Origin of the sequence: Paraburkholderia sp. IW21, from assembly GCF_041321145.1 — a bacterium.
GTDB lineage: Bacteria > Pseudomonadota > Gammaproteobacteria > Burkholderiales > Burkholderiaceae > Paraburkholderia.
In genome coordinates this window covers 478,910-504,530 of sequence record NZ_JBGGWA010000004.1, presented here as the reverse complement: position 1 = coordinate 504,530, position 25,621 = coordinate 478,910, and the positions used below count along the sequence as shown (strand labels likewise).

25 protein-coding genes and 2 pseudogenes are annotated in these 25,621 nt (G+C 61.7%); 19 read left to right on the top strand and 8 right to left on the bottom strand.

The genetic code is table 11. The features are described 5' to 3' along the window. Positions 1-33: 33 nt before the first annotated feature. The 4 genes from ACAX43_RS12795 to ACAX43_RS12780 all read left to right on the top strand — a co-directional run bounded on the left by ACAX43_RS12795 (position 34) and on the right by ACAX43_RS12780 (position 2,054). Positions 34-168 (top strand): cytochrome oxidase small assembly protein, encoded by a 135-nt coding sequence (locus tag ACAX43_RS12795; RefSeq protein WP_370708759.1) that lies wholly within the window; start codon positions 34-36, stop codon positions 166-168. A gap of 41 nt (positions 169-209) precedes the next feature. Then, entirely contained in the window at positions 210-824 is a 615-nt protein-coding gene (locus ACAX43_RS12790) for a cytochrome c oxidase assembly protein (RefSeq protein WP_370708758.1), read from the top strand. Between the two features lie 32 nt (positions 825-856). Further along, positions 857-1,066 (top strand): DUF2970 domain-containing protein, encoded by a 210-nt coding sequence (locus ACAX43_RS12785; RefSeq protein WP_370708757.1) that lies wholly within the window; start codon positions 857-859, stop codon positions 1,064-1,066. A gap of 130 nt (positions 1,067-1,196) precedes the next feature. Beyond that, the gene (locus ACAX43_RS12780) at positions 1,197-2,054 is read left to right on the top strand and encodes a cytochrome c oxidase subunit 3 (RefSeq protein ID WP_370708756.1); all 858 of its coding nucleotides are present in this window, start codon (positions 1,197-1,199) and stop codon (positions 2,052-2,054) included. A 168-nt stretch (positions 2,055-2,222) separates the two neighbouring features. On the opposite strand, the gene ACAX43_RS12775 is transcribed toward ACAX43_RS12780, so the two are convergent. Continuing rightward, positions 2,223-2,432, bottom strand: a complete 210-nt coding sequence (locus ACAX43_RS12775) for a twin transmembrane helix small protein (protein ID WP_370708755.1) — start codon at positions 2,430-2,432, stop codon at positions 2,223-2,225. Between the two features lie 114 nt (positions 2,433-2,546). Here ACAX43_RS12775 and ACAX43_RS12770 point away from each other — a divergent pair, with 114 nt between their 5' ends. The 6 genes from ACAX43_RS12770 (at position 2,547) to ACAX43_RS12745 (ending at position 7,793) form a co-directional block, all read left to right on the top strand. Beyond that, positions 2,547-3,263 (top strand): SURF1 family protein, encoded by a 717-nt coding sequence (locus ACAX43_RS12770; RefSeq protein WP_370708754.1) that lies wholly within the window; start codon positions 2,547-2,549, stop codon positions 3,261-3,263. Positions 3,264-3,333: 70 nt separating this feature from the next. Beyond that, positions 3,334-3,996 (top strand): SCO family protein, encoded by a 663-nt coding sequence (locus ACAX43_RS12765; RefSeq protein ID WP_370708753.1) that lies wholly within the window; start codon positions 3,334-3,336, stop codon positions 3,994-3,996. Positions 3,997-4,018: 22 nt separating this feature from the next. Continuing rightward, on the top strand, positions 4,019-5,128 hold the full coding sequence (locus ACAX43_RS12760) for a heme A synthase (RefSeq protein ID WP_370708752.1): 1,110 nt from the start codon (positions 4,019-4,021) through the stop codon (positions 5,126-5,128). A 6-nt stretch (positions 5,129-5,134) separates the two neighbouring features. After that, on the top strand, positions 5,135-6,040 hold the full coding sequence (gene cyoE / locus ACAX43_RS12755; protein WP_370708751.1) for a heme o synthase: 906 nt from the start codon (positions 5,135-5,137) through the stop codon (positions 6,038-6,040). A gap of 6 nt (positions 6,041-6,046) precedes the next feature. Beyond that, positions 6,047-6,676 carry an SCO family protein gene (locus ACAX43_RS12750; RefSeq protein WP_370708750.1) on the top strand — a complete coding sequence of 210 codons (630 nt, stop codon included), beginning with the start codon at positions 6,047-6,049 and terminating at the stop codon, positions 6,674-6,676. A gap of 304 nt (positions 6,677-6,980) precedes the next feature. Continuing rightward, positions 6,981-7,793, top strand: coding sequence for a MetQ/NlpA family ABC transporter substrate-binding protein (locus tag ACAX43_RS12745; RefSeq protein ID WP_370708749.1), 813 nt, complete (start codon positions 6,981-6,983; stop codon positions 7,791-7,793). Positions 7,794-7,883: 90 nt separating this feature from the next. Here the strand turns inward: ACAX43_RS12745 and ACAX43_RS12740 are convergent, their stop codons facing one another. Next, positions 7,884-8,810 carry a GNAT family N-acetyltransferase gene (locus tag ACAX43_RS12740; RefSeq protein WP_370708748.1) on the bottom strand — a complete coding sequence of 309 codons (927 nt, stop codon included), beginning with the start codon at positions 8,808-8,810 and terminating at the stop codon, positions 7,884-7,886. Between the two features lie 368 nt (positions 8,811-9,178). Here ACAX43_RS12740 and ACAX43_RS12735 point away from each other — a divergent pair, with 368 nt between their 5' ends. From ACAX43_RS12735 to ACAX43_RS12710, 6 genes are all read left to right on the top strand, one after another. Further along, positions 9,179-9,913, top strand: coding sequence for a GntR family transcriptional regulator (locus tag ACAX43_RS12735; RefSeq protein ID WP_370708747.1), 735 nt, complete (start codon positions 9,179-9,181; stop codon positions 9,911-9,913). Between the two features lie 84 nt (positions 9,914-9,997). After that, on the top strand, positions 9,998-11,101 hold the full coding sequence (gene nagA / locus ACAX43_RS12730; protein WP_370708746.1) for an N-acetylglucosamine-6-phosphate deacetylase: 1,104 nt from the start codon (positions 9,998-10,000) through the stop codon (positions 11,099-11,101). Continuing rightward, positions 11,094-12,101 (top strand): SIS domain-containing protein, encoded by a 1,008-nt coding sequence (locus tag ACAX43_RS12725; protein ID WP_370708857.1) that lies wholly within the window; start codon positions 11,094-11,096, stop codon positions 12,099-12,101. Before nagA ends, ACAX43_RS12725 begins: the two co-directional genes overlap by 8 nt. A 38-nt stretch (positions 12,102-12,139) precedes the next feature. Further along, positions 12,140-14,704 (top strand): phosphoenolpyruvate--protein phosphotransferase, encoded by a 2,565-nt coding sequence (gene ptsP / locus ACAX43_RS12720; RefSeq protein WP_370708745.1) that lies wholly within the window; start codon positions 12,140-12,142, stop codon positions 14,702-14,704. Between the two features lie 95 nt (positions 14,705-14,799). Next, on the top strand, positions 14,800-16,578 hold the full coding sequence (gene nagE / locus ACAX43_RS12715; protein WP_370708744.1) for an N-acetylglucosamine-specific PTS transporter subunit IIBC: 1,779 nt from the start codon (positions 14,800-14,802) through the stop codon (positions 16,576-16,578). 251 nt (positions 16,579-16,829) lie between these two features. Continuing rightward, complete coding sequence (locus ACAX43_RS12710) at positions 16,830-18,152, top strand: DUF1996 domain-containing protein (RefSeq protein ID WP_370708743.1); 1,323 nt, start codon at positions 16,830-16,832, stop codon at positions 18,150-18,152. Positions 18,153-18,272: 120 nt separating this feature from the next. On the opposite strand, the gene cydX is transcribed toward ACAX43_RS12710, so the two are convergent. From cydX to rpoH, 5 genes are all read right to left on the bottom strand, one after another. Then, positions 18,273-18,389, bottom strand: coding sequence for a cytochrome bd-I oxidase subunit CydX (gene cydX, locus ACAX43_RS12705; protein ID WP_095417563.1), 117 nt, complete (start codon positions 18,387-18,389; stop codon positions 18,273-18,275). A 28-nt stretch (positions 18,390-18,417) separates the two neighbouring features. Next, a complete protein-coding gene (gene cydB / locus ACAX43_RS12700) occupies positions 18,418-19,554 on the bottom strand; it encodes a cytochrome d ubiquinol oxidase subunit II (protein ID WP_370708742.1) in 1,137 nt (378 codons plus the stop codon). Between the two features lie 34 nt (positions 19,555-19,588). Continuing rightward, positions 19,589-21,184, bottom strand: coding sequence for a cytochrome ubiquinol oxidase subunit I (locus ACAX43_RS12695; protein ID WP_370708741.1), 1,596 nt, complete (start codon positions 21,182-21,184; stop codon positions 19,589-19,591). Next, positions 21,174-21,434 carry a cytochrome oxidase putative small subunit CydP gene (cydP, locus tag ACAX43_RS12690; protein ID WP_370708740.1) on the bottom strand — a complete coding sequence of 87 codons (261 nt, stop codon included), beginning with the start codon at positions 21,432-21,434 and terminating at the stop codon, positions 21,174-21,176. The genes ACAX43_RS12695 and cydP overlap by 11 nt, the downstream gene beginning before the upstream one ends. Before the next feature lie 350 nt (positions 21,435-21,784). Next, complete coding sequence (gene rpoH, locus ACAX43_RS12685) at positions 21,785-22,720, bottom strand: RNA polymerase sigma factor RpoH (RefSeq protein WP_370708739.1); 936 nt, start codon at positions 22,718-22,720, stop codon at positions 21,785-21,787. A gap of 360 nt (positions 22,721-23,080) precedes the next feature. Between rpoH and ACAX43_RS12680 the strand changes: the two genes are divergently transcribed. The 3 genes and pseudogenes from ACAX43_RS12680 to ACAX43_RS12670 form a co-directional block, all read left to right on the top strand. Continuing rightward, positions 23,081-23,644: an acyloxyacyl hydrolase gene (locus ACAX43_RS12680; RefSeq protein WP_370708738.1), complete on the top strand. Its 564-nt coding sequence runs from the start codon at positions 23,081-23,083 to the stop codon at positions 23,642-23,644. A 43-nt stretch (positions 23,645-23,687) separates the two neighbouring features. Continuing rightward, positions 23,688-24,071, top strand: coding sequence for a nuclear transport factor 2 family protein (locus tag ACAX43_RS12675; protein WP_370708737.1), 384 nt, complete (start codon positions 23,688-23,690; stop codon positions 24,069-24,071). Between the two features lie 39 nt (positions 24,072-24,110). Beyond that, a pseudogene (locus ACAX43_RS12670) lies at positions 24,111-24,338 on the top strand (hypothetical protein); the annotation flags it as partial. Here the strand turns inward: ACAX43_RS12670 and ACAX43_RS12665 are convergent. After that, a pseudogene (locus ACAX43_RS12665) lies at positions 24,323-25,306 on the bottom strand (2-isopropylmalate synthase); the annotation flags it as partial. The pseudogenes ACAX43_RS12670 and ACAX43_RS12665 overlap by 16 nt on opposite strands. Between the last annotated feature and the right edge of the window lie 315 nt (positions 25,307-25,621).

Sequence of the window (25,621 nt, the reverse complement as noted above, 5' to 3'; positions counted from 1 at the left end):
CGTGTAGTCACGAAAGAATTCAGAAAATCGAGCATGACGCGCAATCCTCAAGAAAGACGTACACCCGAGCAGATTCGCGCGGGTAACCGGCGGATAGGTCTTGTGATGCTCGCCATCGCCGCTGTCTTTTTCGCGAGCGTCATCATCAAGCAGTGGTGGTTCGCCTGACGCAACGGTTCAAGTCTGTTGCAGGTTTGTTGAGGATTGAGATGTCGACGCAACCGCCGGCCCAGGCCGATCGCTCTTTTAACCGTTCGATGCTGATCAAGCTGTTCGTCGTCGCGCTGATGATGTTCGGTTTCGGCTTCGCACTGGTGCCGATGTACCGCGCGATCTGCCAGATCACCGGCATCAACAATCTCGTGCAGCGTGATGCCACGGCGCGCGAGGCGAAGAATACGCAGGTCGACATGAGCCGCACGATTTCGATTGAATTCGATGCGAATGCGCGCGGCCCGCTTGGTTTCAAGCCGGAGCAGCGCAGTCTCGACGTGCATCCGGGCGAAGTGACGACGGTGATGTACGAGGTCAGCAACGAACAGGCGCGCACCATTCACGCGCAAGCCATTCCGAGCTATGCGCCAAAGCAGGCAACCGAGTACTTCAAGAAGATCGAGTGTTTTTGTTTTACGCAGCAGACGTTGACGGCGAATCAGACCAAGCGGTTGCCGGTGGTATTCGTGGTCGACCCGAAGTTGCCTAAAGATGTGAAAACGATCACTTTGTCGTACACATTCTTTGAATTGGATAAGCCGGTAGCGGCGACGGCCGGGAGCGCATCACCCCAGGCCAATACGGCGGCAACCACCGCCAATCCCGCCTGACGGTTTTTGCCGCGGGCGAAGGAAGAAGACGTATGAGCGATAACAGCGGCGGCCCGCGCAAGAGCAGTTTTGGCCAGTCGATGCGCGCCGTGTTCTGGTCGTTTTTCGGCGTGCGCAAGCGCCGCGATCTCGAAGCGGACGCGACGCAACTGAACCCGCTGCATGTGGTTGCAGCGGCGTTGATCGGCGCGGCCATTTTCATCGGCGTATTGATCCTGATCGTGCGCGCCGTAGTGGGTTGAGCCGGCGGCCACACGAGTAGTGCCGGGCGAAGCAGAGCCCACGAATTAGAGTGAAGCGGTGCGGATCGACGCGCCGCCGAAGATACAGCCGGAGATTCCGGAACAACTGGACTGAAGTGGAGAATCAAGAATGAGCGGTCAAAACGAGAGCCCGTACTATTTCGTACCGCATCCGTCGCGGCATCCAATCAGCGCCGCGATTGGGTTGCTGGTCATGCTCGGATCGCTTGCGGCCTGGATCAACGACCATGACCTCGCGCCGATCGGCGTCGCCGTAGGTCTGCTGTGGCTGCTCTATACGTTGTGGCACTGGTTTGGCGACGCGATCTCAGAGTCGGAAGGCGGCATGTACGGCAAGAATGTCGACAAGTCGTATCGCTGGAGCATGAGCTGGTTCATCTTCTCCGAAGTGATGTTCTTCGGTGCTTTCTTCGGCGCACTGTTCTACGCACGTGAAATCGCGCTGCATCAGCTCGGCAGCCTCGACTACAAGCTGATCTGGCCGGACTTCTCGGGTGTGTGGCCGAACAACGGTCCGGCAGCGCTGGTTTCGACCTTCAAGTCGATGCAGCCGTGGCCGGTGCCGACCATCAACACGGCGCTGCTGCTGTCGTCGGGCGCTACGTTGACGGTGTCGCACCACGCACTGCGTGAAGATCATCGCAAGAAGGCGATTGTCTGGCTCGCGGCTACGCTCGTGCTCGGCGTCTCTTTCCTGTTCCTGCAAGGCTTCGAGTATTTTCACGCGTACAACGAACTGAACCTGACGCTGTCATCGGGTGTGTACGGTTCGACGTTCTTCCTGTTGACGGGCTTCCACGGTTTCCACGTGTTTCTCGGCGGCACGATGCTGGCCGTGGTGCTGGTGCGGATGATCCGCGGCCACTTCACGGCGGAGCATCACTTCGCGTTCGAAGGCGCTGCGTGGTACTGGCACTTTGTGGACGTCGTGTGGCTTGGGCTGTACGTCGTGGTGTACTGGCTGTAACGCAGACCGGCCTGCGCCGTACCGGCTACCCGGAATGGTGTGCAGGCCGTTCGCGCATCGCCCGCAAGGGCGCGGCGCACGAGCAGTCTGCAAAGACTTATGCAGCGCCGCCCTCGACCCCGTCAGGGCGGCGTTTTGTTTGGCGGCGTGAAATTTTTTCCACCGAGCTCAACGCCCGTAAGGAATACCGGTTGCCTGAATCCAACCCATCCAGTGAGCGAACAGGATGAACAGGAACAGCGAGATCGACAGGCCCACGCGCGTGGCGAGCGACCAGACCATCCGCTTGGTTTTGCCCTTGTCGTGCATCATGAAATAGAGCGCCGACACCATGCTGGCGATGATCAGGACGAAGGCAATGGGAACGAGAATGTGCATGGAACCAACTGAAACCAGTAAGCGCAGCGGCAAGACGTTTATTATCGCACCGCGCGCCGGCGTCTGCCGTACGTCCCAGACGCCGTTGCAAACCGGGGTGTCGGAGCGCGGTCGATGAAATTCCGCCTCATTCCCGCGCTGCTGATTCTGCTTGTGATTGTCGTGACGGTGCGGCTCGGTTTCTGGCAGCGCGACCGCGCACATCAGAAGGAAGCGCTCGAAGCGCATATCACGCAGTTCGAGGACGCGCCTGCGCAGACTGTGAGTGCCGCGCCGGTCGAACTGAAGAACATCGAATTCCATCGCGTGAAGGCGCGCGGCAGTTTCGTCGCGGACACAGTCGTCTATCTGGATAATCGCCCGTATAACGATCAGCCGGGCTTTTACGTCGTGATGCCTTTTAAACTGGCCGGCGGCGGTTATGTGCTGGTCAATCGCGGCTGGTTGCCGCGCAACATGAACAATCGCGAGACCATCGCGCCGTACACCACGCCGCAAGGCGAGATCGAAATCGAAGGCATTGCGCGTGCCGATGCGTCACGAGCATTCGAGCTGGGGCAGGGTGGATCGGCCGCGCATCAGAAGATCCGCCAGAATCTGGATACGGCGGCTTATGCCGCCGAAATCGGGCTGCCGTTGCAGTCGTTCGTGATCCAGCAATTGAACGACGACGGCGACAACCTGGTGCGAGACTGGCCGACGCCGACGAGCGGCGTCGAGCGCAACTATGGCTACATGTTCCAGTGGTGGGGCATGGCGGCTGCGGCCCTCGCGTTCGGCCTGTACGCCGCGCGCCGCGCCGCGAAGAAAGAGCACACGCCGAACGTGTAATGCATCGCCTGCGGCTGCGCATCCCGAGCAAGGTGCGGCAACCGCGCAATCATTGAAAAGAGGTCCTGTAGTGTCGACGCAATCTCCCCGTTCGCCGCAAGCCGGCAAACCCGCAGCTTCGAAAGTGATGCCTGGTCAACCCAATGGCGAGGGATCGTGGAAGCGTGGCCGCTGGATGCTGCTATTGCTGGCGCTCATCTGCGCCGCGCCGATCGTCGTGTCGTATTTCGTTTATTACGTGGTCAAGCCGACCGGCGGCAGCACGAGCTACGGCACGCTGGTCGAACCGCAACGGCCGATTCCGGATTCGCTCGTCGTCACGGGTGAAGACGGCAAGCCGCTCAAGCTCGCGTCGCTGCGCGGCCGCTGGCTGCTGATTTCGGTGGACAACAGCGCATGCGACAAAGCCTGTGTCACCAAGCTGTACTTCATGCGACAAATCCGCGCAGCCCAAGGCCCGGAACGCGAGCGCGTCGTCGAAGTGTGGCTGCGCACCGATGCAGGCAACGTGTCCGACGTGATACAAAAAGCCTATCCCGACACCGACATGCTGGTCGCCGACCCGGCGCAGGTGTCCGCGTGGCTGCCGACCGACACCGGCACCCGCCTCACCGACCACATCTACATGGTCGATCCGAACGGCAATCTGATGATGCGTTTCCCGAAAGATCCGAATCCCAGCAAGATCAAGGGCGACGTGACCAAGCTGCTCAAATGGTCGAGCATCGGCTGATGCCGCAACAAGGGTAAGAAAGATGTTTGTACTGCAACTGGCCCTGATCGGCTTGTGTTTCGCGTCGTTGCCGCTGTCCTACGTGTGGGTCAAGGCCGACGACAACAAATTCCGCAAGCTGGTCTGGCTCACGACCTTCCTGACGCTCGATCTGGTGATGTTCGGCGGCTTTACACGGCTCACTGATTCCGGTCTCGGCTGCCCGGACTGGCCGGGTTGCTACGGCACGTCGTCGCCGTTCATTGCGCACGCGGCGATCACCGCTGCGCATCAGTTGATGCCCACCGGGCCGGTCAGCATGCCGAAGGCGTGGATCGAGATGATCCACCGGTACTTCGCGATGGCGATCGGCGTGCTGATCATCGCGCAGACGCTGATCGCATGGACCGCGCGCATCAAGCGTCGTCCGCTGCATGTGTCGCCCTGGTGGCCGACTTCGCTGTTGCTGCTGATTGTCGTGCAGGGCGCATTCGGCGCGTGGACCGTGACGATGAAGTTGCAACCGATCATCGTGACGACCCATTTGCTGCTCGGTCTCGCTTTGCTCGGCACGCTCGGCTGGCTAGCCGCGCGGCAGACGCCGCTGCCGGCTTATGAGCCCGAAGCCGCGCGTTGGCGCGCGGCGGCGATCGCTGGTCTCGTGCTGCTTGTCGTGCAGATCGCATTAGGCGGCTGGGTCAGCACGAATTACGCCGTTCTTGCCTGCACGGACTTCCCGACCTGCAACGGCCAATGGATTCCGCCGATGGACTTCCAACACGGTTTTCACCTATGGCGCGCGCTCGGCATGAACGGCGACGGCGACATGATCACGCAAGACGCATTAGTCGCGATCCACTGGACCCATCGCACGTTCGCGATCGTGGTGGTCGCCTATCTGGCCTGGTTCGCGCTGAAACTGCGCCGTTTCGAGTCGCTGCGGCGGCCGGCGAACGGCGTGTTGCTGGTGGTGCTGATCCAGTTCATCACCGGCCTGTCGAACATTGTCCTGCAGTGGCCGTTGCCCATTGCGGTCGCGCATAACGGGGGCGCCGCGATCCTGCTGCTGCTGCTCGTTATGTTAAACTTTCGGATCGCTTATAGCCGTCCCGGCCGCGCCGTGTTGCCTGCGCGCGATGCCGCGCCAGCGTGACTCCACATGGACAGCACAACTCTCCCCCAAACGCCCGGTAGCCGGGTCTCCCAGTACATCGCCCTGACGAAGCCGCGCGTCACGCAGCTCGCTGTGTTCTGCGCAGTCATCGGCATGTTTCTGTCGACGCCCGGCATGGTGCCGTGGACCGTCCTGATCGGCGGCACGGTCGGTATCTGGCTGCTGGCGGGTGCGGCGTTCGCCATCAATTGCCTGATGGAACAGAAAATCGACGCGAAGATGCGTCGCACTTCGTGGCGCCCGTCCGCGCGCGGCGAAATCACTTCCACGCAAATTCTGCTGTTTTCCGCCGTGCTTGGCGGGCTCGGCATGTGGACGCTCTACACGTTCGCCAATCCGCTGACCATGTGGCTCACGCTCGCCACCTTCGTCGGCTATGCCGTTATTTACACGCTGCTGCTCAAGCCCGCCACGCCGCAGAACATCGTGATCGGCGGCGCCTCGGGCGCGATGCCGCCGGCGCTCGGTTGGGCCGCCGTCACCGGCCACGTGCCGGGCGACGCATGGATTCTCGTGCTGATCATCTTCGTGTGGACGCCGCCGCATTTCTGGGCGCTCGCGCTGTATCGCCGCAAAGACTACGAAAATGCCGGCCTGCCGATGCTGCCGAATACGCACGGCGAGAAGTACACGCGGCTGCATATTCTGCTGTACACCGTCATCCTGTTCGCGGTCACCATGATGCCGTTCATCTCCGGCATGAGCGGCGTGGTGTATCTCGCGGCAGCGGTGTTACTCGGCGGCGTGTTCCTCGCGTATGTGTGGAAGATCTATCGGGAATATTCCGACGACCTGGCGCGTAAAACCTTTCGTTACTCGATCGTTTATCTGTCGCTGCTGTTCGCGGCGCTGTTGATCGACCACTATGCGCGCGTCGTGATCGGCGCGTAACAATCCATGCTCAAAGACCGCTTCGCGCGCAAGGCGCGCGCTGCCGTGCGTGCCACCATGATCGCTTGTGCTCTCGGCGGCGCGCTGCTGGTGGCGAGCTGTGGCAAGCAGCCGCCGGCGTTCACGAACCTCGACATTACCGGCAATACCCAATTCGGGAGCGACTTCTCGCTACCTGACACGTCCGGCAAAATCCGCACGATGGCGGACTACAAGGGCAAAGTCGTGGTGCTGTTCTTCGGCTACACGCATTGCCCGGACGTCTGTCCCACGACGATGGCCGAACTCTCGCAGGCACTCCAGCAACTCGGCCCGGAAGACGCAAAGCGCGTACAGGTGCTGTTCGTCACCGTCGACCCCGACCGAGACACGCCGGCCTTGCTCGCGCAATACGTGCCGGCGTTCAATCCGACTTTTGTCGGCTTGCGCCCGGCCGATCAGGCGCAACTCACCAAGATCACGAAAGACTTCCGCGTCTACTACGCGAAAGTGCCGGGCAAGACGCCCGATAGCTACACGATGGATCACACGGCGGCGAGCTATGTGTTCGACACGGACGGCAAACTGCGTCTGTTCGCGCGCGATGGCCAAGGCGCCACGCCGTGGGTGCACGATATCAAGCTGTTGCTCGATTGACGCATTGACACACACAGGCGCGTGCATCAGCCGCGCGCCTGTTTCAGACTTCTTCCGCGCAAATCCTCAAGCCGGCATCGGCAAATTCATCCCCGGCGCCAACCGCGTCGTCTTGAACTCTCAGTTCGTGCGCGGCGCCGCTCACGGCGAATAACGATATGCGATCGTGATATTTCCCATCTCGCTGGGCATATGAGACCATTTACGGTCCAGTTGGCGGCGCAATGCCATAAGCTCGTAACTGCTGCGAGGCTGCCGCCGGCTTCCACCCGAATCTGACATCGATCAGAAAAGCGAGAATTACATGCAGCGCAGACACATCCTCAAAGCCCTCGCGGCCGTGGTCGCCAGTGCGGCGATCGTCGCCAGCTTCGGCGCACATGCCGACGACAAAGCCATCAAGGTCGGCACCATCGGCGGCCCGGATGCGCAAATCTGGGAAGTCGTCACGAAAGTGGCGAAGCGCGAAGGCCTCAACGTGAAGGTCGTCGAATTCAACGACTATGTGCAGCCGAACGCCGCGCTCGACGCAGGCGACCTCGACGCCAACAGCTTCCAGCACCAGCCGTATCTCGACAGCCAGGTCAAGCAACGTGGCTACAAGATTGTCAATGCAGGCCTGACGTACATCTCGCCGCTCGGCATCTACTCGAAGAAGCTGAAGTCGCTGAAGGATCTGGTGCAAGGCGCGAAGGTTGCCGTGCCCAACGACCCGTCGAACGAGAACCGGGCGCTGCTGCTATTGCAGGCGCAAGGCGTGATCAAACTGAAGGCCGGCGCGGGTACGAACGGCAATAACGCAACGCCGCTCGACGTCGCCGAGAATCCGAAGAAGATCAAGCTGGTCGAACTTGACGCAGCGCAACTGCCGCGCTCCCTATCGGATGTCGACGCTGCCGCGATCAACACGAACTTCGCGCTGGCAGCCGGTCTGCAGCCGACCAAAGACGCGATCGCGCTCGAAGACATCCGCAGCCCGTACGCGAACCTGATCGCCGTGCGCGCGCAGGACAAAGACAAGCCGTGGGTCAAGAAACTGGTCGCGGCTTACCAGTCGGAAGACGTGCGTCAGTTCATCAAGACGCAGTTCAAGGGATCGGTGGTGCCGTCGTTCTAAGCGAGCACCTTCGACCTGCACGGCAAAACGACAACGCCACGGTTACACATCGTGGCGTTTTTTCCATGCGTCGCGCGTTGCTTAGCGGGACTACAACGCCAACTCCCATCGCTCGATCATCAGATCCTTGCCGAAGCGCCGTTGCGCCGTCGTGCCGACGCACTGGAAGCCGGCGCGCTCGCATAGCCGCCGCAACTCATCGAGCATGCTGGCAGTAGTCAGCGTGAGCTTGGTGTACCCCGCGCGTCGGGCAAACCGGACGCATTCGCTCATCAACTGCGTGCCGATGCCAAGACGCTGCATGTCCGGCTCGACCCATAACAGCCGCATGCCTGCCACCGTCGTGGAGACCCCGACGACGCACACCGAGCCGACCACCATGCCTTCCTGATCGGCGACCCAGCACATCTCGCGCACCGGATCGTCGCGTTGCGAGTAGTCGGCAACCACGCGCGCGAGCAAGCCTTCGAACGATAGATCCCAGCCGTATTGGGCGGCGAACCACTGCGCCTGCCTATGCACGAGCCAGCCGCATTCGCCGGCGTGAGGCTGCCGAAGAATCACCAGTTCGTGCCGCGGCCTGGCGTCGAGCAGCCGCTCGATCAGCTTCATCGCCGCGATCAACTGTTCCTGGGAAAGCGCCGTGAGGCCGTTCAGCAGCGCCGATACTTCTTCGATCGCAGCCGTATCGAGCGGCGCGTAGGCCGCATGACCATGGTCGGTGAGGGCGATTAGCGACTGGCGCGCGTCCGAGTGGGACGGGCGCCGCGTAATCAGGTTGCGTCGTTCGAAGCTGGTCAGAAGACGGCTGAGGTAGCCGCTGTCGAGACCCAGGTTGCGCCCGAGCACCGAAGCTGTCTGCGCGCGTCCGCGGGACAGTTCGTGCAAGACGCGCACCTCTGTCAACGAGAAGGCGCTTCTGGCCAAATGCTCATGCAGTGCGCCGATGTGCTGGGTATAGAAGCGGTTGAAATGGCGGACGGCCTGAGCGCGCCGCAGCGCCTCGGAATCTGTCAAATGCTGCTCCCCGGGGGTTTTTATGGCTTGCTACACAGCACTATATTGGAACGCATCCCATTAAAAAAGCCGTGCGGCGATGGAACGCATCAAACTGGTATCGGAAAGGTATTGATTTCGAGGAGCGCTGCCGACCAGAAGAGGACCAGTGGGGCCGCAGAGATGCCTTCAGTATGCGAATAGGGGTAAATCCCGATCCCCGGAATCAGCCCTATCGAGCCCGTAAATCCCCTTCTGACGCTTATCCAGCAAGGCTTTCCCTTGATTCATACCAGCATGGGACCACTCGATTGACTGGTATTATGTTGGTTATATAATGGGCTCTCATTTTCGTAGGCCGCACTCTTCAAGACGACCGCCGGAGCCCCATGGAAACTCGCTGGTCCGCACTGATGCCTGACGCTCGCAACGTCACGCCGCTCTATTTGCAGCTCGCGCGCAATCTTGCCACGGCGATCCACTGCGGCGTGTGGTCGGCGGGTGAAGCGCTGCCTTCGGAGCGCACGCTGTCGGATGCGATCGGCGTGTCGCGCATCACGGCGCGCAAGGCGATCGAGCTGCTGGTTGAGCAAGGCTTGATCCGGCGGGCGCGGGGCGCGGGCAGCTTCATTACGCCGCGCGTCGAAGATCCGCTGTCGCGGCTCACCGGTTTCACGAAGAAAATGCAGCAACGTGGTTTCCGCCCGGATTCGGTGTGGCTCGAGCGCGATATCCGCACCGCCAACCGTGACGAACTGGTGCACCTCGGCCTGTCGCCGGGCGCGGCGGTGGCGAGTCTGCGGCGCCTGCGGCGCGCGGACGGCATCGTGATGGCGGTCGAGCATTCCGCGCTGCCGGCGGCCATCGTGCCCGACCCTCAGGCAATCGGCGTGTCGCTTTACAGCTATCTCGAACAACGTGGCGCCGCCGTCGTGCGCGCCTTGCAGCACTTTCGCGCGGTTAATGCTTCGAGTGAGGTCGCCTCGTTGATGGACATCGAACCGCGCTCGGCATTGTTGGTCATTACCCGTATCGGCTATAGCGCCGACCAGCGCGCGATCGAACTGACCGACACCTATTGCCGCGACGATTACTACGACTTTGTCGCTGAATTGCGTACCTGAGCACGCCGCGCCGCTGGTCATGACGTGCGGCGCCATCGAACGCAATTCGGTCACACCCCGCATTACGCCTCACCAGAGAGACTCATGCTGACCGGAAACATACTCACCACCGATGGGTGGATTCACGGCACGCTCGAATACGAAAGCGGCCGCATCACGGCGCTGACCGGCGAACGTGTCGATCCGGCGAAGAATGACGCGCCGTACATCCTGCCCGGCTTCATCGATCTGCACGTGCATGGCGGCGGCGGCTCCGACGTGATGGAAGGCGGCGACGCGATCGAAACCATCACCCGCACGCATGCACGTTACGGCACGACCAGCCTGCTTGCCACCACGATGACCGCGCCGCGCGACGAGCTGATGAATGTCGTCGCAGGTCTGGGCAACAATGCGCGCATTCGCACGCCAGGGGGTTCGCGCGTGCTCGGCGTGCACCTGGAAGGACCGTACATCAACCCCGGCAAACTCGGCGCGCAGCCCGACGCTGCGGTGTCGGCGGTCCTGGATGAGGTGCTGAAGTATCTGTCGATCGCGCCGATTCGCGTGGTGACGCTGGCGCCGGAAATCGCCGGACACATGGAGATCATCTCCGAGATGGCGGCGCGCGGCGTGCGCGTACAGCTCGGTCATTCGCTCGGCACGTACGACGACGCCGTTGCCGCGCTCAAGCACGGCGCCTGTGGCTTCACGCATCTGTTCAACGCCATGTCGCCGATGCATCACCGCAACCCCGGCCTCGTCGGCGCGGCGCTCGCGCACGCCGAATTCGCCGAAATCATTCCCGATCTGCTGCACGTCCATCCAGGTGCGATCCGCGCGGCGTTGCGTGCGATTCCGCGTCTGTACGTGGTGACGGACAGCACGTCGGCCACCGGCATGCCCGACGGCGAATACCGTCTCGGCAGCCAGCATGTGACGAAGTGCCTCGGCGGCGTGCGTCTTGCCGACGGCACGCTCGCCGGCAGCACCCTGACGATGGATCAGGCGCTGCGCAATCTGGTGTCGATCGGCCTGCCGATCGGCGATGTATCAAACCGTTTGTCGCGCTACGCCGCCGACTATCTCGGCATCGAAGACCGCGGCCGCATCGCGCGCGGTGCGTGGGCCGATCTGGTCGTGTTCGATCGTGAACTGGCGTTGAGCGCGACTTACGTCGAAGGAGAATCAATTGTCGAATATGCTTAAAGAGGCGTTGGCGTCCGCTGAAACGGTCGCCGCACAACTCGCGGATACCTCGCGCGTCGAGGCGTTGGCGGCGAAGCTCGCACAGCAGCCGCGTCATGTCGCGCTGACGGTCGCACGCGGCAGCTCGGACCATGCAGCGAGTTACTTCGCAAGCCTGACGATGAGCCGCCTCGGCGTGCCGGTCGCCTCGCTGCCGATGTCGGTCGCGACGCTGCAACAGGCACCGCTGCGGGTGCGCGATCAGCTCGCGCTGGCGTTCTCGCAATCAGGCAAAAGCCCCGACCTGGTCGGCACGATGGAAGCATTGCGTCACGCCGGCGCGTTGACCGTCGCCGCTGTGAACGCACCGAACTCGCCGCTGGCGGACGCTTGCGAATTTCACCTGCCGCTCATGGCCGGTCCGGAACTGAGCGTCGCGGCGACCAAGAGCTACATCGCCATGCTGTCGATCGCCGCGCAACTGGTCGCTCACTGGCAGAACGACGACGCGCTGCTCGGTGCGTTGAACACGCTGCCCGACGCGCTGCAAACCGCGGGCAAGCTCGACTGGTCGAAAGCGGTGAATGAATTGCGCGGCATTGAACGCATGATCGTGATCGGCCGTGGTCTGGGTCTCGCGATCGCACAGGAAGCCGCACTGAAATTGAAGGAAACCTCGGGCATCCAGGCCGAAGCGTTTTCGAGCGCGGAAGTTCGGCACGGCCCGATGGAACTGATCGACCGCGACTATCCGCTGCTGGTCTTCGCACCGCGCGGACCGGAGCAGGCCGGCTTGCTGCAACTCGCGCGCGACATGCAGGCGCGCGGCGCACGCGTGCTGCTCGCCGCACCGGGCGACGTGCCAGAAGCGACGCTGCCGCTCGCCACCACCGCTCATGCGGCGCTCGATCCGATCGCCGCGATCCTGTCCTTTTACGTGATGGCCGCCGGCCTTGCCGCCGCGCGCGGGCGCAATCCTGACGCGCCACGCCATCTCAACAAAGTCACCGAAACTCACTGACGAGAAATCAGATGCGACGTGTCGAGGAGTCCCGCTTGATGAGCCATTCTGAAGGCCATATTGTTTTGCTCGCGCCGATGACCGGTCCGGTCGTGCCGCTGGCGAACGTGCCCGACCCTGTGTTTTCGGGCGGCATGTTCGGCGACGGTATCGGCATCGATCCACTTGAGGGGCGACTCGTCGCGCCGTGCGACGGCACCATCACCCATCTCGCGCGCACCGGTCACGCGGTCACGCTCGCGACGGCCGAAGGCGTGGAGATTCTGCTGCATATCGGCATCGATACGGTCGAGCTGAACGGCAAGGGCTTTGCGCCGATGGTCGCGCAAGGCGCACACGTGCGCACCGGCGACGTGCTGATCGAGTTCGACCAGGACCAGGTCGCATTGAACGCGCCGAGTCTCGTGTCGGTGATCGCGATTGCCAATTCGGATGCGTTTGAAATTGTCGAGCGCACCGAGGGCGGCATGCTGAAGGCAGGCGAAACGCCATTGCTGGTGCTGCGCGCTCGCGGCGGCGACGCGGCGCATGCATCGCGGCAGGCGAGCGCCACTAACGTGACCGAAGAAGCCCGTCAGCAAGTTACGCTGGTTCACGCGGGTGGTTTGCATGCGCGGCCGGCCGCCCGTGCGCGTGAAGCGGCACGTGGTTTCGATGCGCGCGTCGAAGTGCGTTACGAAGGGCGCAAGGCGCCGATCGAGAGCGTGGTCGGTTTGCTCGGTCTCGGCGCGGGCGAAGGCGCGACCGTCGAGTTGCTCGGCGTCGGCCCGCAAGCCAAAGCCGCGATTGAAGCCATCGCTCACGAATTGACGCGTGAAGCGCACGGCGAAGTCGAAGAGAAGCCGGCACGCCAAAGCTCGCCGGCGCCGCAAGCGGTCGTGCGCGCCGCGGGCGAAGCGCTCGCGCCGAATACGCTGGCGGGCGTGTGCGCGTCGCCGGGCGTGGCGGTCGGCAAGCTGGTGCGCTGGGACGATGCGGACATCGATCCGCCGGAAAAAGCGAACGGCACGTCGGCTGCGGAGAGCCGTTCGCTTGACAAGGCGATTGCTACCGTCGACGCGGACCTCGGTACGACCGTGCGCGACGCGTCGCAACGCGGCGCGGTGGGCGAGGCGGGCATATTCGCGGTGCATCGCGTATTGCTCGAAGACCCGACGCTGCTCGACGCCGCACGCGATCTGATCAGCCTCGGCAAGAGCGCCGGCTTTGCGTGGCGCGAAGCGATCCGCGCACAGATCGCCATCCTGACTAATATCGAAGACGCGTTGCTTGCCGAGCGTGCCGCCGATCTGCGCGACATCGAAAAGCGCGTGCTGCGTGCGCTGGGTTATACGAACGCTGCGGCGCGCATGCTGCCGGAAGAAGCGGTGCTCGCGGCTGAAGAGTTCACGCCGTCGGATTTGTCTTCGCTGGATCGCACGCGCGTCACCGCGCTGGTGATGGCGCGTGGCGGTGCCACTTCGCATGCGGCGATTCTCGCGCGGCAAGCGGGCATTCCGGCACTGGTGGCCGTCGGCGATGCATTGCACGCGATCCCTGAAGGCACGCAAGTCGTGGTGAACGCCACCACCGGCCGCCTCGAATATGCGCCGACCGAGCTCGATGTCGAACGTGCGCGTCTGGAACGCAGCCGCCTGGCCGGCGTGCGCGAAGCGAACCGCCGCACGTCGCAACAAGCGGCGGTGACATCTGACGGCCGCGCGATCGAGGTCGCCGCGAACATAGCCACGCTCGACGACGCGAAGACCGCCGTCGACAACGGCGCCGACTCCGTCGGCCTGCTGCGCACCGAACTCCTGTTCATCCACCGCGCCGCAGCGCCGACCATCGACGAACACCGTCAGAGTTATCAGGCCATCGTCGACGCATTGAGCGGCCGCACTGCGATCATTCGCACTCTGGATGTCGGCGCCGACAAGGAAGTCGATTATCTGACGCTGCCGCCCGAACCGAATCCGGCACTCGGCTTACGCGGCATCCGTCTCGCCCAGGTGCGCCCGGATCTGCTCGACGATCAATTGCGCGGTCTGCTGGCTGTGCAGCCGCTCGGCGCCGTACGCATCCTGCTGCCGATGGTGACGGATGTCGGCGAGTTGATCCGCATTCGCAAACGCATCGACGAATTTGCCCGCGAATCGGCTCGTACCGAGCCGATCGAAGTTGGCGTGATGATCGAAGTGCCGTCGGCGGCGTTGCTCGCCGATCAGCTGTCGCAACACGCGGACTTCCTCTCGATCGGCACCAACGACCTGACGCAATACACGCTGGCCATGGACCGTTGCCAGGCCGATCTCGCGGCGCAAGCCGACGGCCTGCATCCTGCGGTGCTGCGGTTGATCGCAGCCACTGTGCAAGGCGCGAACAAGCATGGCAAATGGGTCGGCGTATGCGGGGCACTCGCGGGCGATCCGCTGGCCATGCCACTGCTCGTCGGCCTTGGCGTGACTGAGCTTTCGGTGGATCCGGTGTCGGTGCCGGGCATCAAGGCGCGAGTGCGCAACCTCGATTATCAACTGTGCCGGCAACGCGCCCAGGATGCCCTGGCGCTTGAATCGGCCCAGGCGGTAAGAGCAGTAAGCCGCGAAACCTGGCCTTTGGACTGAACCCCACTCGGTCCGCAACCAGCTTCGCCCAGTAACCCCGTAAAGCTAAAACTCAACGACGACAGTCGACCACGAGACAAGGATTGGAGGTATCAATGGATGGGAATCCGTTTCTGAAGATTCAGCGCCTGGGACGCGCGCTGATGTTGCCGATTGCCGTGCTGCCGGTTGCCGGCCTGCTGCTGCGACTGGGCCAGCCCGATGTGTTCAACATCAAGATGATCGCCGACGCCGGCGGCGCGATCTTCGACAACCTGCCGTTGCTGTTCGCAATCGGCGTGGCGGTCGGCTTCGCGAAAGACAACAACGGCGTGGCAGGTCTCGCGGGTGCGATCGGTTATCTGATTGAAATCGCCGTGATGAAGGACATCAACGACAAGCTCAACATGGGCGTGTTGTCCGGGATCGTGGCGGGTATCGTCGCGGGCTTGCTGTACAACAAGTACAAAGACATCAAGCTGCCCGACTACCTCGCATTCTTCGGAGGGAAACGCTTTGTGCCGATTGTCACCGGCGTGGTCTGTCTGGCGATAGGCATCCTGTTCGGCTACGTATGGCAACCGGTGCAAGCCGTCATCGATACGGCCGGCCATTGGCTGACCACGGCGGGTGCGCTCGGCGCGTTCGTGTTCGGCGTGCTGAACCGCTTGCTGCTCGTCACGGGTCTGCATCACATCCTCAATTCGCTGACGTGGTTCGTGTTCGGCACGTTCACGCCGCCGGGCGGTGTCGCGGTGACGGGCGATCTGCATCGCTTCTTCGCAGGCGACCCGACTGCGGGCACGTTCATGACGGGCTTCTTCCCGGTCATGATGTTCGGCCTGCCTGCCGCGTGTCTGGCGATGTTCCATGAAGCGCCGAAGGAACGCCGTGCCCTTGTTGGCGGCCTGTTGTTCTCGATGGCCCTCACGTCGTTCCTGACGGGCGTGACCGAGCCGATCGAATTCAGCTTCATGTTCCTCGCTCCGGTGCTGTACGTGATCCATGCGTTGCTGACCGGTCTGTCGCTCGCAATCTGCTCGGCGCTCGGTATTCATCTCGGCTTCACGTTCTCCGCCGGCGCAATCGACTACGTGCTGAACTACGGTCTGTCGACCAAGGGCTGGTGGGCGATTCCGATCGGTATCGTGTATTCGGTGGTGTATTACGGCCTGTTCCGCTTTTTCATCCGCAAGTTCAATATGGCGACGCCGGGTCGCGAACCCGCCGCCGAAGAAGAACAGATCGAGTCGTTCACGGCAGGCGGTTTCGTTTCGCCAGTTGCCGGCGCAGCCGTGCCGCGTGCACAGCGTTATATCGCTGCACTGGGCGGCGCGTCGAACCTGTCTCTCGTAGATGCATGCACGACGCGTCTGCGGCTGTCGGTGGTCGATTCGAACAAGGTCTCGGAAAGCGAACTGAAGACGATCGGCGCGCGCGGCGTACTCAAGCGCGGTTCCACCAACGTGCAGGTGATCATCGGACCGGAAGCGGACATCATCGCCGACGAAATTCGCACGGTGATCGCGCAAGGCGCTGGCGATACGGTGAAGCCGGTGGCTGCCGCGGCGCCTGCTGTCGCTGCACCTTCTGTAGCGGCTGCAACCGGTGCTCAAGGCGGTCCGCTCGACCCGGATCCGCTGCGCTGGCTCGCGGTGTTCGGCGGCGCGGGTAACGTGGTATCGCTGGATGCCGTGGCGGCAACGCGTCTGCGTATCGTGGTTCGCGATCCGTCGGCGGTGGATCGCCAGCGTCTCGCTACGCTCGATACGGCGTGGGTCTCGGCCGATACGTTCCACATCGTGGTTGGCGACGCAGCTCAGCGCTACGCCGCACAACTGGCGACGCGCCTGTCGCCGGCTACGGGCGCAGGTGCGGCGCCGCAGCCCGCGTAATTGCATCGAGGCTTCGAGCGGCGCTGACTTTGGTCTTCCGCGCGGTTCGCGAGCCACGATATTCGAAAGCCTCCGGAATTCCGGAGGCTTTTTTTGCGCGGTAGACGCATGGCGATGCGACGCAGTAGCGCGGCGATGCATGTTATGCGTAACGATGGTCCGCATTGAAAACAATTGGGTAAGCTAATTAATGAGAGACGAGCGCCTTGTCATACCGGCAAGGCGTTTTCGTTCGCGCCCAGGAGTTGCTCATGTCAATGCGATCGGCAATCTGCCTCATGTTCTTCCTGCCAGCCGGTGCCGCCTACGCCGGTGGTCAGTTCAATGTTCAATGCGCATATTCGCATACGCTGCCGGACGACGCGATCGTCTATCCAGGGCAGCCAGGCAGGGCCATGGTGCACGACTTTTTCGGCAACCCAGGCGCCGATGCATACAGCACGTATTACTCCCTGAATAACAACAAAGTGACGACATGCAATGTCGCGGCGGATCTTTCATCGTACTGGGTGCCGCAGTTAAAACGGGCGTCGGGGATTGTGGTGCCCAGCTATCAGAAGACCTACTACAAGAACGATCAACCCGTGGTTCCGTTGCACACGATTCCCGCCGGGCTGGAAATGCTGGCGGGCGACCACCACTCGTCTGTGCCTAAGCCGCAGATCAACTATCTGTGCCGCGGTGGCGCCTACACGCAAATCGCGCCGACCAGCTGCCCTGTCGTAACGGACAGCGGCGGCACGTACGCGCAGCTCAATATCTCGGTCCATTTTCCGGATTGTTGGGACGGCCGGACCCTGGTGCCGAACATGGCCAGCCACATCATGAATATGGCGTACCGGCAGTCCGACGGGAAATGTCCGGCTGCTTATCCCGTCAAGATTCCCGAGCTGCAACTCAACGTTGCGTACGATCTCGGGCAGGATCCTGATCTCTCCACCGCGCAATTGTCGATGGACCCGATCCTCGTAAACGGCACGTGGGTACCGCAATGGGGAAGCCTGTATACCGCGCACGGCGATTTCATCAACGCCTGGAAGACAGATTCGCTGCAGTACGCCGTCGACAATTGCTCCAACCAGAATATCGCGTGCAGCAACAGCATCCCGACGTATTACTCGAAGGCCAGCGCCGATGCGTGGATGGACAGCGGCGGCGTCGTGCATGCGAGCGATAGCACGATGACCTCGGATGCGGGAAGCATCGTGTTGATTAAATTTCCGACGCCCACGAATCTGAAGGATTATCCGTACACCAACTCGTATCTGCAGACGCTTGCGCAGAATGTCACGGATACCGATGCAGTCATGCTGGATATCTACGCGGCGTCCACCAACTGGGACGATACCGCCAACCTGCCAACGGCTGCCGCCTGTAACACGAGCCGGCGAATCGGCGGCATCTACCTGGACAATGCGTTGCAACCGCGTATCAACGACATCACAGGCTACGTTGCATCTCAAGTGACTGCGGGCGCGCCGCAAATCGGCGTATGCATTCGCAACGCGACTGGCCGGACCGTTCAGATTTCTTCGCGCGACGGTACACGAACACCGGCGCTGTTTATGAAGTAAAACCTGGCGGCATGGGAGCAGGCAAACGCTGCATCCCGCCGAGGAGCGCACAACAAAATACGGCACCTTGAATCAAGGTGCCGCATGACGTTTACCGGCACGCGGCCGGTAGAGGATGCATCAATGCGTCTTATGCTTTCCCGCTTCCAAAGGCCGGCGCGATTCCAGCCACATCACGTTGATGATGCCGAACGCCAACGCCACGCCAATGCCGAGAATCCAACTGAAATACCACATCGCAAACTCCTGTTAATCGTATTCCTGATCAATACATCGAATGGCGATTCTCTTCGAGCGCCGCGGCGGTCACCTTGCCTCGCATCACGCGGTACACCCAGCTCGTGTAGATCAGAATGATCGGCAGGAAGATGACCACGGCGACCAGCATGATCTGGAGCGTCATACGGCTCGAGGTCGAATCCCACACGGTTAGGCTGCTGCGCCCGTCAAGCGAGGAGGGCATGATGAACGGGAACATCGAGAAGCCCGCCGTCAGGATCACGCCGATGATCATCAGCGAGGTCGACAGGAAGGCGCTCTTTTCGAAACGCGAGCGCGCCAGCAACAACGCGAGTACGCCGCCGATCACACCCGCTACCGGCGCGGCCACCATCCACGGATAGTTCGCGTAGTTGGTGAGCCACAGGCCAGGTGCGCCAATCACGTTCTTCAGCAACGGATTGGCAACCGTATCGAGGGGAGCGGCGTCGACGATCTGATAGCCGCCGATCATCGTCGCGATCAGTGCGCCGGCGATCAGGAACAGCACGACACCGGCGAGCGAAGCAATCCGCAACGCCAGCGAGGCGCGCTCGGCAATGACGCCGTCCGTTTTCATCTTCACGAACGCCGCGCCGTGCGCGGCCAGCATCGACACGCTAACGAGCCCGCACAGCACCGCAAACGGGTTGAGCAGCGCGAAGAAGCCGCCGTGATAGGTGACGCGCAAATCGGTGTCGAACGAGAACGGCACGCCTTGCAGCAGGTTGCCGAACGCCACGCCGAACACGAGCGCCGGCACGAAGCCGCCGACGAACAACGCCCAGTCCCACGCGCTGCGCCAGCGAGGGTCTTCACGCTTGCTGCGGTAGTCGAAACCGACGGGCCGGAAAAACAGCGAGAACAGCACCAGCAGCATCGCGAAATAGAAGCCGGAGAACGAAGCCGCATACACCAGCGGCCATGCGGCGAACATCGCGCCGCCCGCGGTGATGAGCCATACCTGGTTGCCTTCCCACGTCGCGCCGACCGTATTCACGACGATGCGCCGCTCGGCGTCGGTCTTGCCGATGAACGGCAGCAGAATCGCCGCGCCCATGTCGAAGCCGTCGGTGAGCGCGAAGCCGATCAGCAGTACGCCGATCAACACCCACCAGATCAGTTTGAGGGTTGCGTAATCCATGATGATTTTTCCCTTGAAACAGCGTGGCGGCGAATCATGCGGCCGTGTTGGTCGGCAGCGGCTGGTTCAGCGGCTGTTGTTGTTCGTGGTGATAGCGCCCGGTATGGAGCGACGAAGGCCCGAGTCGCGCGTACTTGAACATCAGCATGATTTCGATGATGAACAACGCCGTGTAGAACACGACGAAGCCGGCAATGCTCAGGTACAAATCACTCGGCGTCAGACTCGAGGCGGACAATGCGGTCGGCAGAATGCCGGCGATGGTCCACGGTTGACGGCCCACTTCAGCAACGATCCAGCCGAATTCCGCGGCGAGCCACGGCAACGGAATCGCCCACACGGCCCAGCGCAGAAACCAGCGGCGCTTTTCCAGCAGCAGGGAACGTTGCGCGCAGAACCAGAACGCCAGGACGAAAGTCGCGAGGAACAGGATGCCGAGACCGACCATCAGGCGGAACGAGAAAAACACGGGCGCCACCGGCGGAATCGTTTTCTTGGCGGCCTGCACGATCTGATCTGGCGTGGCATCGGTGACGTTCGCGGTGAACTGCTTGAGCATCAGGCCGTAGCCGAGGTCTTTCTTATGGGCGTCGAAGGCGGCTTTGGCTTCGTCCGAAGCATCCCCTTGCTTGAGCTTTTGCAGCGCGGCGTAGGCGAGCATGCCGTTCTTGATGCGCACTTCGTTCTGCGCCATCAGGTCTTTCAGTCCGACCACCGGCTCGTCGATCGAGCGCGTGGCGATGAGACCGAGCGCATACGGAATGCGGATCGCGTAGTCGGTGCGTTCTTCCTTCTGATTCGGAATGCCAATGATCGTGAACGGTGCGGGTGCCGGCGCCGTCTCCCATTCGGATTCGATGGCAGCCAGCTTCACCTGTTGAACTTCACCAGTACGGTAGCCTGATTCGTCGCCGAGCACGATCACGCACAACGTTGAGGCGAGGCCGAAGCCCGCGGCGATCGCGAACGAGCGCAGGGCGAATTCGGTGTCGCGGCGCTTCAACAGATACCACGACGACACACCAAGCACGAACATCGAAGCGGTCACGTAGCCGGCCGATACGGTGTGCACGAACTTCACTTGCGCGACCGGATTGAACAGCACCGAGAAGATGCTGTCGAGTTCCATGCGCATGGTCTGGTAGTTGAAGGTGGCGCCGACCGGATTGTTCATCCAGCCGTTGGCCACCAGAATCCACAGCGCCGACAGATTCGAGCCGAGCGCGACGAGGAACGTGACGATCACGTGCTGTACTTTCGAGAGCCGCGTCCAGCCGAAGAAGAACAGCCCGACGAAGGTCGACTCGAGGAAGAACGCCATCAAACCTTCAACGGCCAGCGGCACGCCGAAAATGTCGCCGACATAGTGCGAGTAGTACGACCAGTTAGTGCCGAACTGAAATTCCAGCGTGAGACCGGTGGTGACGCCCATCGCAAAGTTGATGCCGAACAGCTTGCCCCAGAACTGCGTCATGTCCTTGTAGATCTGCTTGCCAGTCATCACATAGACGGACTCCATGATGACCAGCAACCAGGACAGGCCGAGCGTGAGCGGCACGAACAGAAAATGATAAAGCGCCGTGATGGCGAACTGGAGGCGCGACAGTTCTACGACTTCGCTAACGGGCATGGTGATCACCTTGGGACGGATGCGAGGCAGGCACGGACAGCAGCGCCTGCGCGACTTGCTCAGGCGGCAGCGACATATGCTCCGCCTGCGGATGATTGAAGAATGTGTATTTGAGCGCCATCAGCAGTGCGAATTTGATGGCGAGGACAATGGCGATATCCCGCGCCAGCGTCGGACCACGTACCCAGCCGGCGAGCCGTTTGCGCAGGCTCGGGCGCGGGGTGGTATTGCGATTCAGGGCTAGGGTCATGATCGGTCGAAGGCGACTTCACACCGGTGAATCCGGCTGGATCCAGGCCGTTTGAGCGGTCTGGAGAGTGCATCCCGATTTTAGAAGCAGGGCCGTGCGTGCGTAAGTTCTGCGCTGCGGCATTGGGTCGCGAATCTCGCCCCGTAGGGACAGTATTGCTATGAGTTTTGTGGTAGGTCAAGAAACGCGTGCTTGGCGGGCATGTTCTTGAGTGCGTGCGTGCGCGAGCGTCTGCGACGGAGCGCATGCGCTGCCGGTCGCAAGAAAAAGCCCTGCCTTCTTGCGAGGGCAGGGCTCTGCGACTAAACGACGCGCGCCGGACGAACCGGCGTGACGAAGATATTTAAGCCTTACGCATATTCGGTCAGTGCGCCGCGCATTTTCTTCATTGCGCTCGCTTCGATCTGGCGAATACGTTCGGCTGACACGCCGAATTCGTCGGCCAGTTCGTGCAGCGTGGAGCCACCCGAGCCGTCGTCTTCCACCTTCAGCCAGCGTGCTTCGATGATGCGGCGGCTGCGGGCGTCCAGCGCCTCCAGCGCGCTCGCGATACCGTCGCTTTGCAGCTTGTCGCGCTGACGCGAAGCCAGCACGGCAGTCGGCTCGCTATGCGAGTCGGCGAGGTAGGCGATTGGCGCATACGACTCTTCGCCGTCTTCGACCTGGCCTTCCAGCGCGATATCGCCGCCGGACAAGCGCGTTTCCATCTCGGCCACTTCTTCGCGCTTCACGTTCAGCTCTTTGGCGAGACCTTCGATCTCGTCAGGCGTGAATGCGCCCAAGCCCTGCTTGTGGCTGCGCAGGTTGAAGAACAGCTTGCGCTGCGCTTTGGTGGTGGCGACTTTCACCATGCGCCAGTTGCGCAGAATGTATTCGTGGATTTCGGCCTTGATCCAGTGCATGGCGTACGACACGAGGCGCACGTTCTGCTCCGGGTCGAAGCGCTTCACGGCCTTCATGAGGCCGATATTGCCTTCCTGGATGAGGTCGGCGTGCGGCAGTCCATAACCCAGATAGTTGCGCGCGATCGACACGACCAGCCGCAAGTGCGACAGGACGAGGCGGCGCGCAGAGACGAGGTTGTCCTGCTCGCGAAATTCGGTGGCGAACTGGCGTTCTTCCCCCGGCGTCAGCATCGGAATCCGATTTACGGCCTGGATGTAGGCGTCGATATTGCCCAGTTGACCGGGCAGCAGCGAGGAATGCGAGAGCGCCAGTGCACCTGCCGAAGCGGCCTTAGCCGACGACGGGCTCAAAGTACTCGGAAGGGTCATTGCATGGCTCACGTAGGAAACTCCTTTGGAATCAGACAAAAGCGTATTCAGTTAAACGACTCCAGCGTTGGATGTTAGCACTCTGATTTGCCGAGTGCTAATACTTAGAGGCCGTAGGGGCATCCAAGTTCCGTATATTCCTATTGAAATTTGGATTCCGATAGCCATTTGACTCTTTTGCTGCGAGTCTGGTGGGCGCCGTAGGATTTAGCTGACAAAGCGCCTTCATTCTCATAAGTGACCGATATTCTTTGATTTTGAAGTGACAAATTTCGAGAATTTGGGTTTCTTCATACGATCCATCGCTTCGAATGTCTTTAGAATAAGTGGGACAGAGTTCGGTGATCAACCGTTCGGCTAGCTCGGTGCCCAATGAAGAACGAGAAAAACGCTTTGCGTAGACTGGCTCTAAAAGGCGCTTCTGCGGCTTTTATATTTGGGGCTTCGGGCTTGGCCGCGGCTGACCAGTTCGGTATGCAGGTCGCCGTCGGTACGGCAGATCACCACTTGAAAGAGCTCGACTTCGGTTTGGTCTGGGACCCAAATCTGACGTGGTGGCCAATCGGCGACTGGCATTTCTCGCTGATCGGCGAAGCGCACGCGGCCTGGTGGCACACCAACGAAGGAAATGTGCACGAGAACCTCGGCGAAATCGGTGTGACGCCGATCATCCGGTTCATCAAGGGCTCGGGGTCGATTCGCCCTTATATTGAAGCGGGCGCGGGCATCCGGCTGCTGTCGAGCCCCGCTATTTCTTCTGACTACACGCTTTCCACTGCGTTCCAGTTCGCCCCCATGGCGGGCGTGGGCGTGCAGTTCGGCAAACGTCAGCAGTATCAGGCGGGCTACCGTTTCCAGCATATTTCCAACGGCGGTATCAAAGAGCCGAATCCTGGTATAAATTTCAGCCAGCTATATTTGCAATATAACTTCTGACGACCGTGGCCACGTTCGGCTCACCGGTGCGAGGGGCTGAGTAATGGCGGCAAAGATGATCGAAGCGATTCGGGAACTCGAGCGAGAGCGCTTTCGTGCGATGGTCGAGGGCGACGGGCAATCGCTCGACACGCTGCTCGCGGACAACGTGAGCTATGTCCATACGAACGGCAAGCGAGAAACGAAACGGCAGTTCATCGATGGCATTACCGCAGGACGCCGCCGCTACCGGCAGATCGAAGTGCAGTCGCAAGAAGTGCTGCCGGTGGGGCGGGAGACCTGTGTCGTCACCGGCCGCGCACTGATCGAAATGGAAGCGAATAATGGTGCGCTGCTGTTTCCGATCGCGTACACGGCGATTCATACGCAGGAAGATGGGCAGTGGCGCCTGATCGCCTGGCAGGCGACGCGTTGCGCGATCGAGTGAGCCTTTTGAACTCACGCCGTTTCGCTAGTTGCGCGTTGTGTGGTGAGCGCGCGGACGGCAGGAGCAGGCGAGTTGCGCCGCTCGTGCCGAATTTGCCGCCTGCCCAGGTTTGGCTGCGCGGGTTTTAGTGCAGTCGCGCTACCAGGTGCGCCGCTCGCCAGGCTGCGAGGGTCGGTGCCGAGCCGCTTCAAGTCGTCTCACGCAGCCACGCGCTGCGGATCCTCATCGCTCCAGACCGGCCGCTCGGCCGCGTCGCCCGCATACGGATGCCGCGGATGCACCGGTATCTGGTTGCAGCGCTCGACCATGCGCCGCACCGCGTCGATATCGGAGAAATCGAGGCCCGGGTCGACGCCTTGGGTGAAAAGGTTCATCGCGACTGTGACGAGGTCGACGTTGCCGGTGCGCTCGCCGTTGCCGAACAGACATCCTTCGACACGGTCCGCACCCGCGAGCAGTGCCAATTCCGTCGCGGCCACTGCGGTGCCGCGATCGTTATGCGGATGCACCGACAGTACGATACTGTCGCGATAGCTGAGATTGCGGTCCATCCATTCGATCTGGTCGGCGAACACGTTGGGCGTTGCGGCCTCTACGCTCGCGGGCAGGTTGACGATCATCTTGTGATCGCGCGTGGGCCGCCAGGTTTGCGCAACGGCATCGCATACTTCGCGGGCGAATGGGAGCTCGGTCGTATTGAAGGTTTCGGGCGAGTACTGGAATGTCCAGCGCGTATCGGGCCGTGCCTGCGCGTGTGCCTTGATGATGCGGGTGCCTTCCACGGCCAATGCCTTGATTTCGTCCTTCGACTGGTTGAAGACGATCTTGCGAAACGACGGGCAGATCGCGTTGTACAGATGCACGATTGCCCGCGGCGCGCCTTCGAGCGCTTCGAACGTGCGTGCGATCAGTTCCGCGCGCGATGGCACGAACACCTCGATGGCCACGTCGTCGGGAATGCGCTTTTCTTCGATCAGCATGCGGACGAAATCGAAGTCGGTTTGCGAGGCCGACGGGAAGCCGACTTCGATTTCCTTGAAGCCGATTGCCACCAGCATCTCGAAGAATTCGAGCTTTTGCGCGGCATTCATCGGCTCGATCAACGCCTGGTTGCCGTCGCGCAGATCGGTGCTCATCCAGATCGGCGCCTGGTTGATCGTGCGGCTCGGCCATTTGCGGCCGGTGAGACGTACAGCGGGGAAGGGGCGGTATTTTTCAGCGGGATTGGGCAACATGATGAGCCTCGTTCGTTGTGTCGCATGCGAAAGGGCGTGGCCTCGAGCGGCTGGCGGGCTGCCACGGGTATCCTCGCGCTTCGTCCGAACGGTAAACGGACGAATGCAAACGACTACAGGTTGTGAAGAACTACGATCGGGGTGAGACGGAAACTGCGAGAAACTGCTTGAGGCCCGCGCTTTGGGCAACTCGAGCTGCCAATGCGCGGCGCTACGCCGGACTTACGCTAGGCGTAGCGATAGGGGCCGCGCTAGGCGGCCGGAGGTAATTCGGAGGGTGTTCGGAAGGTAACGCATAGGTCTAATGTATGACGG